The sequence below is a fragment of the Flavobacterium aureirubrum genome (assembly GCF_038739835.1).
Classification (GTDB): domain Bacteria; phylum Bacteroidota; class Bacteroidia; order Flavobacteriales; family Flavobacteriaceae; genus Flavobacterium; species Flavobacterium aureirubrum.
Genome location: NZ_JBCGDO010000013.1, coordinates 1 through 13358, shown reverse-complemented (window position 1 = coordinate 13358; position 13358 = coordinate 1). Strand labels below are relative to the sequence as shown.

Here is a 13358-nt window from a genome sequence, read left to right as displayed (position 1 = left end):
ATATTATGAAATTAGACTCTAAAATACCAGAAGGACATATTTCACAAAAATGGACTAATCACAAAGACCATTTAAAGCTTGTTGCTCCAAATAATAGACCGAAAATTGACATTATTGTGGTAGGAACTGGACTTGCTGGTGCTTCTGCTGCAGCATCATTGGGTGAAATGGGATATAATGTAAAAGCATTTTGTTACCAAGACTCGCCAAGAAGAGCGCATTCTATTGCTGCGCAAGGTGGAATTAATGCTGCAAAAAATTATCAAAACGATGGTGATAGTGTTTACAGACTTTTTTATGACACTATAAAAGGTGGTGACTACAGAGCAAGAGAAGCCAATGTGCACAGACTAGCCGAAGTATCATCGAATATTATTGACCAATGTGTGGCACAAGGTGTTCCTTTTGCTAGAGAATATGGCGGATTATTAGATAATCGTTCTTTTGGTGGAACTCAAGTGCAAAGAACTTTTTATGCCGCTGGACAAACGGGACAGCAGTTATTATTAGGTGCTTATTCTGCTCTTTCCAGACAAATTGGTTTAGGTAGAGTAAAAATGTTTAGCCGTCACGAAATGCTAGATTTAGTGAAAGTAGACGGAAAAGCGCGAGGAATAATTGCTCGTAACATGGTCACAGGCGAATTAGAAAGACATTCAGCACATGCAGTGGTCATCGCTTCTGGTGGATATGGAAATGTGTATTTCTTATCTACAAATGCAATGGGTTGTAATGTAACTGCTAGTTGGAAAATTCACAAACAAGGTGCCTTATTTGCTAATCCGTGTTTTGTTCAAATTCACCCAACATGTATTCCTGTTCATGGAACCAATCAAGCAAAATTGACCTTGATGTCTGAGTCGTTGCGTAATTCAGGAAGAATTTGGGTACCAAAGAAAAAAGAAGATGCCGAAGCTATTCGTGCCGGGAAACTAAAACCAACACAAATTGCAGAAGAAGATAGAGATTACTTCTTAGAAAGAAAATATCCTTCATTCGGAAATTTAGCACCACGAGATATTTCCTCAAGAGCTGCAAAAGAAGTTTGTGATGCAGGTCATGGCATTGAGGCAAACGATACCAATGAAGGTGTATATCTAGATTTCTCATCCGAAATTCAAACGAAAGGAAAACAAGCGGCTTACGCTAAAGGAAATCACAATCCAAGCCAAGAAGAAATTACCAAATTAGGTAAGCAATGGCTAGAGGAAAAATACGGAAATCTTTTTGCGATGTACCAAAAGATTACTGATGAAAACCCTTATGAAACCCCAATGAAAATTTATCCAGCAGTGCATTACACTATGGGTGGCGTTTGGGTAGATTATAATTTACAATCCACTATTCCAGGATGTTTTGTAGCTGGAGAAGCTAATTTCTCAGACCATGGTGCGAACAGACTTGGAGCTTCGGCTTTAATGCAAGGTTTGGCTGATGGTTATTTTGTATTGCCTTATACTGTTTCAAATTATTTGGCAGACGAAATTAGAACTGGTAAAATTTCTACCGATACGCAAGAATTTGCTGATGCCGAAAATAGAGTTGCTTCGACTATCGAAAAATTCATCAATAATAAAGGCTCAAAATCTGTAGATCATTTCCATAAAAGATTAGGTCTTATTATGTGGAATAAAGTAGGCATGGGAAGAAATGAAGCTGGATTAAAACAAGCTATTGACGAAATCGCAGCTTTAAAAGAAGAATTCTACAAAGACGTATATGTTCCAGGAAGTAGTGACGAATTAAATCCTGAACTAGAAAAAGCACTTCGTGTTGCCGATTTGATTGACTTAGGACAATTGATGGCGATGGACGCTTTACAACGAAAAGAATCTTGTGGAGGACATTTCCGTGAAGAATATCAAGATAGCGAAGGCGAAACCCTTCGTGATGACGAAAATTTCTCTTTTGTTAGCGCATGGGAATATAAAGGAAATGATATCAGCCAAGAAGTTCTTCACAAAGAAGAATTGAAGTATGAGTTTATTAAAATTGCGGCAAGAAATTATAAATAATTAAAATTATGGCTACCGGAAAAAACATCAATATTAAACTTAAAATTTGGCGTCAAAAAAACGCTAAAGACAAAGGTAAAATTGTAGATTATAAACTAGATAATGTTTCTACAGACAGTTCTTTTTTAGAAATGTTAGACCAATTGAACGAACAGTTAATTAATCAACAGCAAGAACCTGTGGCATTTGATCACGATTGTCGTGAAGGAATCTGTGGTATGTGTTCTCTATACATCAATGGCCGTGCTCATGGACCAGATACTGGCACAACAACTTGTCAATTGCACATGCGTAAATTTAATGATGGTGATACCATTTTTATTGAGCCATGGCGAAGTAAAGCTTTTCCTGTTGTAAAAGATTTAGTGGTTGACCGTTCCGCATTTGATAGAATTCAGCAAGCTGGTGGATTTGTTTCGGTAAACACATCTGGAAGAACGATTGATGCCAATGCAACACCAATTCCAAAAGAAGATGCCGACAAAGCCTTTATGGCAGCAGCATGCATCGGTTGTGGAGCTTGTGTAGCGAGTTGTAAAAACGGTTCAGCTATGCTATTCGTTGGTGCAAAAGTTTCACAATATGCTTTGCTACCACAAGGAAAAGTAGAAGCCACACAACGTGTTTTAAATATGGTACGTCAAATGGACGAAGAAGGGTTTGGTAACTGTACCAATACTGGTGCTTGCGAAGTAGAATGTCCTAAAGGAATTTCATTAGAAAATATCGCTCGTATGAATAGAGAATATTTAGTAGCGAGTTTAAAATAAAATACAAACCTCATAGGTTTTGAAAACCTATGAGGTTTAATAATAGAATGCATTCATTTATTTGGATGCATTTTTTTTATCTTTGAAATAAACAAAACGACTCAATGAAAAAGTCACTTTCATTTCTATTTCTTTTCTTCTCTATTTTAGCTTTAAGCCAAAACTTCCATCAATACGTCAATCCATTTATTGGAACTGGCAGTCATGGCCACACATATCCTGGCGCAACTGTTCCTTTTGGAATGGTGCAATTGTCTCCCGACACTCGAATTGATGGCAGTTGGGATGGCTGTTCAGGTTATCATTATTCTGATAAAACGATTTACGGATTTTCACACACGCATCTCAACGGAACGGGTGTTTCCGATTATGGCGATATTATGTTGATGCCAACCATGGGCGAACCTACTTTTGACAATAAAATATATGCTTCTCCTTTTTCTCATTCCAATGAAAAAGCAACTGCCGGATTTTATTCCGTCAAGTTAGACAAACACAATATTGATGTAAACTTGACCACTTCAACTCGAGTAGGTTTTCACGAATATACTTTTAATCAAAATGGATTGGCAAATATTATTTTAGATTTAAATCATAGAGATAAATTGCTAGAAGGCCAAATTCGTGTAATTGATACTAAAACTATTGAGGTTTTACGAAGAAGTGAAGCTTGGGCCAGAAATCAATATGTGTATGCTCGAATTGAGTTTAACGTTCCTATGAAAGTTTCAAAAACGAAAAAATCAAATTCAGAAATACTAGAAATTTCTGGAATGAGTTTTTCCAAACAAGTCAAAAAAGGCGAAAAAATTCTGGTAAAAGTGTCACTTTCGCCAACAAGTTACGAAGGAGCAAAATTGAATATGTCTGAAATCAAACATTGGGATTTTGAAAAAGTCAAAAAAGAAGCCGAAGAAATTTGGAACAAACAATTATCTAAAATTGAAGTGACAGAGTCTGACAAAGACAAGTTAGCTGTTTTTTACACCGCTTTATATCACACGATGGTTCAGCCGAATATTGCGCAAGACATCGACGGAAAATATCGCGGTAGAGATAATAAAATTAATGTTGCCGAAGGATTTGATTATTACTCGGTGTTCTCACTTTGGGATACGTTTAGAGCAGCGCATCCACTTTATACTATAATCGAAAAAAAACGTACTGCCGATTTTATCAATACCTTTCTAAAACAATACGAACAAGGCGGAAGATTGCCCGTTTGGGAACTAGCGTCTAACGAAACCGATTGTATGATTGGGTATCATTCGGTTTCTGTTATGGCTGATGCTATGGCGAAAGGAATTACGGGTTTTGATTACGAAAAATGCTTTGAAGCCGCAAAGCATTCGGCAATGTTAGACCATTTAGGATTGGAAGCTTATAAGAAAAACGGATTTATTTCGATGGATGACGAACACGAAAGCGTTTCTAAAACATTGGAATATGCTTACGACGATTGGTGCATTGCACAAATGGCTCAAATTTTAAAAAAACATGAAGATTACGAGTATTTCATGAAACGTTCTCAAAATTGGAAAAATATCTTCGACTGGAATACGGGTTTTATGCGACCAAAGAAAAATGGCGGTTGGGACAAACCGTTTGATCCGCGCGAAATTAACAATAATTTCACCGAAGGGAATTCGTGGCAATATTCCTTTTTTGTGCCGCAAGACATTCCAGGAATGATCGAAGCGTATGGCGGAAACGATAGATTTGAAGTCAAGCTAGACGAAATGTTCAACTCCGAAAGTAAAACTACAGGAAGAGAGCAAGTCGATGTTACAGGATTAATTGGGCAATATGCTCATGGAAATGAACCAAGTCATCACATGGCGTATTTGTACAACTATATTGGAAAACCCGAAAAGACAACCGAAAAAGTACATTACATTTTAAACAATTTCTACAAAAACACGCCCGACGGATTAATTGGAAACGAAGACTGCGGACAAATGAGTGCTTGGTATGTGTTGAGTTCGATGGGAATTTATCCAGTAACGCCAGGAGAGGTTTCTTGGAGTACATCAATTCCATTTTATGATAAAATAAAAGTAAATTTTGAAAGTAAACAAACCAAAGTCATCACAAAAAATTCAGAAGATATAGATTTGGTTTATTTTGATGAAGATTCAGACGATGAAGTAGTTGCAGTAGTTGGAATGTTAGAATCGGATGTAAAAAAGATTACTCCAGTTCCAGTAATTCACGCCGAAAGTAAATCGTTTAAGGACAAAATGAAAGTAGAATTGATTTCAAATAGCAACATGCCTATTTATTATCATACAAGTTTTGAGCACGATAAACAAAGATATGTAAATCCAATAGAGATAGATAAATCTTGTACTGTATACGCTCAAATCATAAACAGTCATACTGAGAGAAGTAAAGAAGTTTTTGCAACCTTTTTCAAAAAACCAAACAATTACACCATCGAAATTAAATCCAAGTACAATCCGCAATATCACGCAGGTGGAAATGACGGTTTACTAGACGGCATTTTCGGCACGACCAATTGGCGTAAAGGCGATTGGCAAGGGTATCAAAGTCAGGATTTTGAAGCCATTGTCGATTTGCAGGAGCCCAAAACTTTTTCCGAAATTCATTCCAATTACTTGCAAGATCAACGTTCCTGGATATTGATGCCAACAAAAGTGGAATATTATACTTCTATGGATAATGTCAATTTTACTTTACTTGGAACTAGCAGTAATGACGTAAATCCGAAACAAGAAGAAAACTGCATAAAAGATTTCCGATGTATCTCAACGCCAATAAATGCTCGATATGTAAAAGTCAAAGCCTATAACTTTGGGAAATTGCCCGAATGGCATCAAGGTTTTGGTGGCGATGCCTTTATCTTTATTGACGAAATCACTATTAAATAAAACTTTCAACCCTGTCAGAGTTTTGAACTCTGACAGGGTTTATCAAACATAAAAAAATGAAAATTGCCCTAATACAAACATCCCTAATTTGGGAAAACCCAATAGAAAACCGAAGTCATTTAGCCCAAAAAATAACTGGCTTCATGGAAGACGTCGATTTGATTGTCCTTCCCGAAATGTTCTCCACAGGTTTTACGATGAACCCAAAAGCCGTTGCCGAAACCATGAACGGAGAAACAGTTTTATGGCTTCAACATCTGGCGAAAGCCAAAAACTCTGCTATCACAGGCAGTTTAGTAATCGAAGAAAACGGAAAATTTTACAATCGTTTGGTGTTTGTTTTTCCAACAGGGGAAATAAAAACGTATGACAAAAAGCATTTGTTTTCATTGGCTGGAGAAAATGAGTTTTATGCTGCCGGAAAAGAAAAATTGGTTCTAGAATATAAAGGGTATAAAATCTGCCCACTCATTTGTTATGATTTACGTTTTCCCGTTTTTTCAAGAAATGTAGAGAATTATGATGTCTTGCTTTATGTTGCTAATTGGCCAAAACCTCGCGTGAATGCATGGGATATTTTATTAAAGGCACGTTCCGTTGAGAATATGTGTTATACCATTGGAGTTAATCGCATAGGAAAAGACCATAACCACCATGAATATATTGGGCATACACAAGTGATTGATTTTTTAGGTGAATATGTTTTAGAACCACAAGAAGCAGATGCGGTTTTTATAGTAGAATTGAATAAAGCAAAGCTCTTACAAACCCGAAGTAAATTGGCCTTTCTGGATGATAGAGACAAATTTATTTTGCAATAGAATTTGGCTATTGTTTTTCACCATTAAGTTAATATAAAAATTAAGTAAATTAAGACTTAATGAAATCTTACCGTCTTAATTTCTTAATGTTAATTAGTACTATTTTCCTAAATTAAACGGTTGTTCCACATCCCAGTTGGACCGAACGTCAATTTCTTTTGGAAAATAAATCACTTCTTCCGTTTGACGTTTTTCCATAAAACTTCCCGTGTCCCAAAAGCCATTTTTGTTGTCATCATAAATTATTCGAAGTGTATATTTGTTAGGTTCCAAAGCTATAAACTCAACGACATTGTTGTTTTCTGTATATTCTGTTGCTTTAACTTTTCCGTCTTTATCGGTAAGTTCAATAATAACTGGAAACTTTTTCACGTTTTCCAAAATGACTTTTAAATTTCCATAATCGGAACTGTTTTTAGTAGCAACACTATAGTTTATAGTGTCGGAAACGTTTTCATAAAAGTCGGTCAAAGCACCCGGTAATAATTGAATTTGATACTTTTCCAACTCGTCTCTTTTAAAATCCAAATACAACTTTTGATTAAAATCATCATATTCGGTGTTGAAATCTACCGCAAGAGAATCTTTATTTCTAACACTAATTTTTGATTTGTCAATCTTTACTAACGGAATGGAACTATTCAATGCAAACTTTTCTCTCAACGGAAGATTGCCACTATATTCTGGACTTATTGAAAGGGTATCTTTTTTTTGGTCTTTAATTTTCACGGTAAACTCCTTCTTATAACTTTCTTTTTGAACCGAAACGTAAAGCGAATCTGCTTTGATAGGTTTAAACCAAATTTGAAGCGAATCTTTTTTGGGCATTTGCGTAACTATAGAAGGCATAATTGCTGAACCGTTTTTAACCGTTATTTTAACATCTTTTGGGTGTCCTTCATAACCCATTAACAGTCTGTTTTTGGAAGCTTGAGCTGGTTTTATTGCTTTGAACGGCAACACTTCTTTGAATAATTCCACTTCAAAAATGGTGTCGTTTGGTACAGAAATATAGTGCTTTTGAAATCCGATTTTATCAAGTTTTGGATTGAATTTATTGTTTCCGTTATCTTTCAACGCTACTAAAAGGTATTTTCCGGCTTTGATGTTTTCAATTTTGACTACTTCCAAACTATCCAACGTATTGGTTACATATCGTGGTGATTCCTTATAAATAGTAGAGTCATTAAACTTTTCGTTGATTTCATACAACATGACCGAAACAAAGTTATCCGTTTTTTTCTCCAAAGCATCTTTCACTTTTACGTTTATGGACAAAGAATCAATATAACTTCCAGTTGAAAACACATATTTGAATTGCTGATACGGATTTCCTTCATTATTATCTTCGATACTTTGACCAAAATTGAAGCTATACGTTGTATTGGGTAGTAAAGTATCTTTTAGTCGGATAGTGACAAATTTACTCGCGGTTAGTGGCAAAACCTCAGGCTTATTCTTAAAAGGTGGCGAAACAATGAGTTGTTTGTTCAAGTTTTTCAACTTCACATACTCGTCAAAAACCAATTTGATTTCTTTTCCGTTAAAATTAGTCGAAAAGTTTTTAGGAAAACTGCCCGTTAAAACAGGAGCAATAGTGTCTTTATCGCCACCAGTTATTGTGCCACGCTTGGCACAACTCACCAAACATAAAATAACAAAAAGAGAAAATAATTTGAAAATAAATTTTGGCATATCACTGTTTTTTCCTTGCACAAAATAACAATTATATTTACTGCCAACGAAATCTTTTTCGGTAAACTTAACAATTAACTGTGCGACATTGCCATACAAACTACACTGATTTTTACATCAGGAATTTTTAATAGCGCTCTGCTACATGCTTCTAATGTTGAACCCGATGTAATCACATCGTCAACAAGTAAAAAATGTTTCCCGTGATGCAACTCGGTAAACGATACATCAAAAATAGTATCAACAACATCAGTCCTGCCAAGCAGATTTTTCATAGTTTGTGTCTTCGAATAAGCCTTTCTATATAAAACAGCATCGTTATAAGGAATAGCCAATTCTGCCGATAACGCCTTCCCAAAAAGCGTCACCTGATTATAGCCGCGTTCCCGCAAACGCCTTTTGTGCAACGGCACAGGAACAATATAATCCACAGTTTGTAAAGCAGTAACACTTTTTAATTCTGCTGCATACCAGTTACCTATCATTTCCCCTATTTCCTCGTGCCCTTTATATTTTAAATGATGCATCATTTCCTGCACAATCCCTTTCTTATGAAAATAAAACAATGCCGCACCAAACTCCAGCGGAATTCTGCCATAAAACTTTTGAACCACTTCGTTATTCTTCATAGTATGATGATGGGTCAACGGAATTTCATGCCGACACGAAGTACACAATACCTTTTCATCTTCTAACAAAAGATAACTACATCCTGCGCAAGATTTAGGAAAGAAAAGATTAAAAAAATAGTGAAACATGAAAATTAAAAATCAAATAACGCTTTTACCTCAATATCTAACGCACATGCAATTTTATAAATGGTAGTCAACGAGGTACTAATTTCCCCTCTTTCAATACGACCTATTTGATTAATTGGAATATCAGCATCGTTAGCAAGCATTTCTTGCGATAATCCTTTTTCTAATCGAATAGCTTTTAAATGATTTCCAAATTTAGAAGTAAATAATTGTTCGTCCATTTCCATAGCCGAAAAATGAACATAAACCTAAAAATCTATAAACACATATTTGTGTTATTAAAAATAATTTAATAGCTTTGGTTCATTATCCATAACTTTATACTTGTTTATATGAAAAATCTATTCAAAAAATCACCCGTTTTTTTGATTTTGCTATTAGCAATGCTATTTAGTAGCTGCGAAAAAGACCTCTATGAAGAACAAATACGTTCGTCACAAAAGTTCAAAATAAAAGAAGTTAAATTTGATGATTTGTTTAAAGATGAAAAATTTAATTCTCTAATGCGCTCAATGAATAACAATAATATCACTTCGAGAAGTGCATTTGAAGATCAATTTGGATTTACAATTTATAATGATAAAGTGAGAATTATAGAAAATGACACCATTACTTCTTATACTATGCTTATTTTGAGAGATGGTGTAACTGATAAATCGTACTTTGAAAACTTAGTAATACAAAAAGATATATATAACAACAAAAAAGGAGCAATTTATAAATATATCCCTTCTAAAATTTTACCTACAGGTCACAATTCCTTTAAATTTGAGGGCGACATTCTAAAAACAAAAATTAATGCCGGCGGAACTACAGAGGTTCAAAGTCTTGTTTCATGTATAATAACAATTACTGTATGCTGCGAACATCCTGAAGGCAACACAGTCGGACCATTACATATTGCAACAGGTAATTGTAATAACTCAAACTTTATGTACGACCTCTCAATTGTAGGCTTGTGTTCCGAAGGTGGTACAGGAGGACCAACTGCGCCGATTGACTTTGATCCAGGATTTACTAATAATCCCACCCCAGGCGGTGGTGGAGGCGGACCGTCTGATCCTATCACACCAGCTGCACCACAAGATTACCAAGTTCCTGAAATTATCACATCACCTGTTTTGAATCCCGAAAATGTTGACGAAATACGCAACATAAATTTGTTTTATCAAAGTCTTACTCCGCAACAGCTTGAATGGGTTACAAATAATCGACAACATCAAAATACATTAATTCAATATAGAGGACAAAATAACTGGAGTGATGAAAGTAAGTTGTTTGCTTCTAGTTTGATAGATTTAGCAAGAAATGAAGAAGATCAAGAATTAGTTTCTTATTTAATTAATTTATCTATTGTTACAAAACAAAATGGCTACTTTGAAAATCTCTTTGACTCAAATTATTATAGCTTAATAAACCCTTATACAGTAGTTGATACAGAAGCATATAGTCATTATTGGCAAGTTTACTTTTCAATGCAATGTGCTCTTGCAAGATTTAAATTATCTCAAGAAGCAGGGTGGAATAATTTACAACCCTGGCAACAAAATGCTAAGGTATACTGGGAAGCATCAAAAGAAATGGTTCATTTAGGTTTAGACTTAATTGGTTTAGCGCCAGTAGTTGGAGAAGTAGCAGATTTAACAAATGGTGTTATTTATTCCATTGAAGGTGATGGTGTTAGTGCTTCACTAAGCTTTGCTTCAACAATACCTGTTGCGGGTTGGTTTTCTGCAGGTATTAAGTTCGCTAAAAGAGCTGATGGATTAGCTTATACCGTAAAAGCTGCCAATAATTTAATATCTTTCGGTGCTTACAACAGTAAAAAATTTAGAGCAGCAATAGGATTATTCCCCGGAGACCCGAGACAAGCTCATCATCTTATTCCAAGAGATTTTGCTGATAACGCTTTAGTTCAAAAAGCCGCACAAGCAAATACAAACCAAGGTTTTCATATGCACTCTGCTTTAAATGGTATTCCTATGCCGACAACAAATCATTTAACTGGTCACAATTTATACAGTCAAAAAGTTTTACAGAGATTGAATTATCTAAATACTATATCTCCTACCCCTCAAATAGCATATCAACAGATTAATAATTATATAAATCATATAAAAATAATAATTGAGAATAATCAAAATATGAATTTGGGGCAAATTTCAAATTTAATTGACTAGAAATGAAATACTATAAATTAATTGAATCAATCAATATCAAAGAAATAGGTATTTATCCGCAAGCAATCAGAACAAACCAGGCTCTTGAAATTCAAGAGTTTGGTTTAGGCTTTAATGAACAGATACAAAAACAATTTATTTTACCTGAACCAATTTTACAAAATAATGCTAGAGAAACAACTATGATTTCCATTACTGCTATTAACAATACTGTTTTTTTGGTTTTAAAAAACTATTTTGTAGATTTTTTAAAAGATTTTAAAATTGCAGATTTTCAGTCTTGGAAAATTGATGCTTACCATAAAAAGCAACTTGTAAAAGATTATTCTTTATTTCATCTTTCTTATCCAAGCCAAAAAGAGCTCATTGATTTTGAAAATTCAAAATTCAAAATAAAAGATAGTTTAAATAATATATCAGTAGAAAAGAAATTTAAAAACTTTAATGATTATCAAACTGATTGGGAAAGATTAATATGGAAAGGTTCATTAATTACATTCGACATTTTGTATTTAAATTTTTCAATGTTAAATTTAGATTTATTTCGATTAATTAATATTGATAGTATTGGTATTGGCTATTACTTTTCAGAGCGATTAAAAAATGCTATAGAAGAACAAAAATTTACTGGTTTTGCATTTAAGGAAATAGAAGAAATTGACAAAAGAATCAAGGTCATTTATTAATTACTTCAATTAATTGCTATCAAAAGAATACACGATATGAAAAAATACACACTAACTAATGATGAGATACAAAAATGGATAGATTCTGACAAAGAATTTTCTGATTTGTTAGTAGAAATTCAAAATTTAAACATTTCGGTAAATGAACAAGTTGCAATTGCATTTCATAGGATTTCAGATTTCTTTGGCTTGCCACAAATGCCCGAGGATATTCAGGATGCGTATGAAGATGAAGAAGAAGATATTGATAATGATTGGTTTGAACAAACCTCAGTTTATGAACAGTTTGGTTTATTAAAATATTTACATGATGATCAAGATTTACGAGGGGTCTTACTATCGGCTATTTATTTTGTAAAAAATGGATATGTAGCAGATACTGATGAAGTTTATAAAAAATATTATTCCAAAAATAAATTACCAATATTTGGTATTGGTTTTAAAAATATAAATTCAAACGTAGAACTAGTCTTTATAAAAAAAGACGAAAGTTGGTTTGATTTAGGATGTAAAATGTTTATTAGATACGAATGAAAACAGCATCATCAAAAATATTTAAAATTTAGAATAAATAATCTGAGAATTTTTCTAAACAACTTACACTTAAAATCTTAAAAATTTTATTTTCCCCCCAGCACCAGCTACGCAAAGTCCCCGATCAACCCAAAACCCGACAGCGCGGATTTGCAATCCGTGCCCCAGCTCCGCAAAGTCGCCCGACTTTGCGGATATATAAAAAATAAGACAAAAACCAACGCATCTACAAATTATATATATTTGAATACGCATCAAAGTAGGATATGAAATTAATAGTCAAGAGGTATAACATTATATAGCTAATGAAATGCGCTTTAAATAATTTAGTGGCTCAAAGTCGGGAGACTTTGCGCAGCAGAGGTATCTTTCGCCTTTAGACGATGTTGTCCCTCCCAATTTTGGAATAAATCCACAAACCAATTTAATCCCAACCAACCAATAACACAATGAAAAAAGTAATTTTGTTTTTTATCCCATTTGCTTTTCTTTCTTGCACCAATAGTGTAAATTTTACACTTAAAAACAATTCATCAAAAGAAATAGACAGCTTAATTGTTACAAATAATTTTGATACAATCAAAATCAATAATTTGAAAGTAAATTCAACTATGTCCAAAGAACTCATTTTCTTAAAAAAACAACCCAAAAGTGATGGTAACTATAGAATTAACATTTATAATAATGGTATAAAGCAAGACACTACTTTTGGATATTTATCAAATGGATTACCTGTAAACTCAAAATTTACAATTGAAATTGTCGAAAAAGGATTTATTATAATCGAAACCAACTAGCACAAATCTGCAATCCTTAACCCGATAGCGCATTCTATGATAAAAACAATGAAAAAATTTAATATACTAATACTAAGTCTATTTTTCACCATTTTATCATCTGCTCAAATAATTGACGCTTATGATAGTAACATTATTACTGGCGAAATAGAAGGAGCATACTACAAAGATGTAAATAATTTTAGACAACATTTTGTAGGTACTTGGGTTT

11 protein-coding genes are annotated in these 13358 nt (G+C 33.9%); 8 read left to right on the top strand and 3 right to left on the bottom strand.

Going from position 1 to position 13358, the window contains the following annotated elements; all coding sequences use genetic code 11:
* Window positions 1-5: 5 nt before the first annotated feature.
* From WFZ85_RS10240 to WFZ85_RS10225, 4 genes are all read left to right on the top strand, one after another.
* Window positions 6-2015: a fumarate reductase/succinate dehydrogenase flavoprotein subunit gene (locus WFZ85_RS10240; protein ID WP_342696204.1), complete on the top strand. Its 2010-nt coding sequence runs from the start codon at window positions 6-8 to the stop codon at window positions 2013-2015.
* Between the two features lie 8 nt (window positions 2016-2023).
* Complete coding sequence (locus WFZ85_RS10235; protein WP_342696203.1) at window positions 2024-2785, top strand: succinate dehydrogenase/fumarate reductase iron-sulfur subunit; 762 nt, start codon at window positions 2024-2026, stop codon at window positions 2783-2785.
* Between the two features lie 104 nt (window positions 2786-2889).
* Complete coding sequence (locus tag WFZ85_RS10230; protein ID WP_342696202.1) at window positions 2890-5676, top strand: GH92 family glycosyl hydrolase; 2787 nt, start codon at window positions 2890-2892, stop codon at window positions 5674-5676.
* 56 nt (window positions 5677-5732) lie between these two features.
* Window positions 5733-6497, top strand: coding sequence for a nitrilase family protein (locus tag WFZ85_RS10225; protein WP_342696201.1), 765 nt, complete (start codon window positions 5733-5735; stop codon window positions 6495-6497).
* A gap of 99 nt (window positions 6498-6596) precedes the next feature.
* On the opposite strand, the gene WFZ85_RS10220 is transcribed toward WFZ85_RS10225, so the two are convergent.
* The 3 genes from WFZ85_RS10220 to WFZ85_RS10210 form a co-directional block, all read right to left on the bottom strand.
* On the bottom strand, window positions 6597-8192 hold the full coding sequence (locus tag WFZ85_RS10220) for an Ig-like domain-containing domain (protein WP_342696200.1): 1596 nt from the start codon (window positions 8190-8192) through the stop codon (window positions 6597-6599).
* A gap of 74 nt (window positions 8193-8266) precedes the next feature.
* Window positions 8267-8950: a ComF family protein gene (locus WFZ85_RS10215; RefSeq protein WP_342696199.1), complete on the bottom strand. Its 684-nt coding sequence runs from the start codon at window positions 8948-8950 to the stop codon at window positions 8267-8269.
* 5 nt (window positions 8951-8955) lie between these two features.
* Window positions 8956-9177, bottom strand: coding sequence for a helix-turn-helix domain-containing protein (locus tag WFZ85_RS10210; RefSeq protein ID WP_342696198.1), 222 nt, complete (start codon window positions 9175-9177; stop codon window positions 8956-8958).
* A 105-nt stretch (window positions 9178-9282) separates the two neighbouring features.
* On the opposite strand from WFZ85_RS10210, the gene WFZ85_RS10205 reads away from it, so the two are divergent.
* The 4 genes from WFZ85_RS10205 to WFZ85_RS10190 all read left to right on the top strand — a co-directional run bounded on the left by WFZ85_RS10205 (window position 9283) and on the right by WFZ85_RS10190 (window position 13147).
* Window positions 9283-11130, top strand: coding sequence for an AHH domain-containing protein (locus WFZ85_RS10205; protein WP_342696197.1), 1848 nt, complete (start codon window positions 9283-9285; stop codon window positions 11128-11130).
* A 2-nt stretch (window positions 11131-11132) separates the two neighbouring features.
* The gene (locus tag WFZ85_RS10200) at window positions 11133-11816 is read left to right on the top strand and encodes a hypothetical protein (protein ID WP_342696196.1); all 684 of its coding nucleotides are present in this window, start codon (window positions 11133-11135) and stop codon (window positions 11814-11816) included.
* A 36-nt stretch (window positions 11817-11852) separates the two neighbouring features.
* Window positions 11853-12350: a hypothetical protein gene (locus tag WFZ85_RS10195; protein ID WP_342696195.1), complete on the top strand. Its 498-nt coding sequence runs from the start codon at window positions 11853-11855 to the stop codon at window positions 12348-12350.
* A gap of 449 nt (window positions 12351-12799) precedes the next feature.
* A complete protein-coding gene (locus WFZ85_RS10190) occupies window positions 12800-13147 on the top strand; it encodes a hypothetical protein (RefSeq protein ID WP_342696194.1) in 348 nt (115 codons plus the stop codon).
* The last annotated feature ends 211 nt before the right edge of the window (window positions 13148-13358 follow it).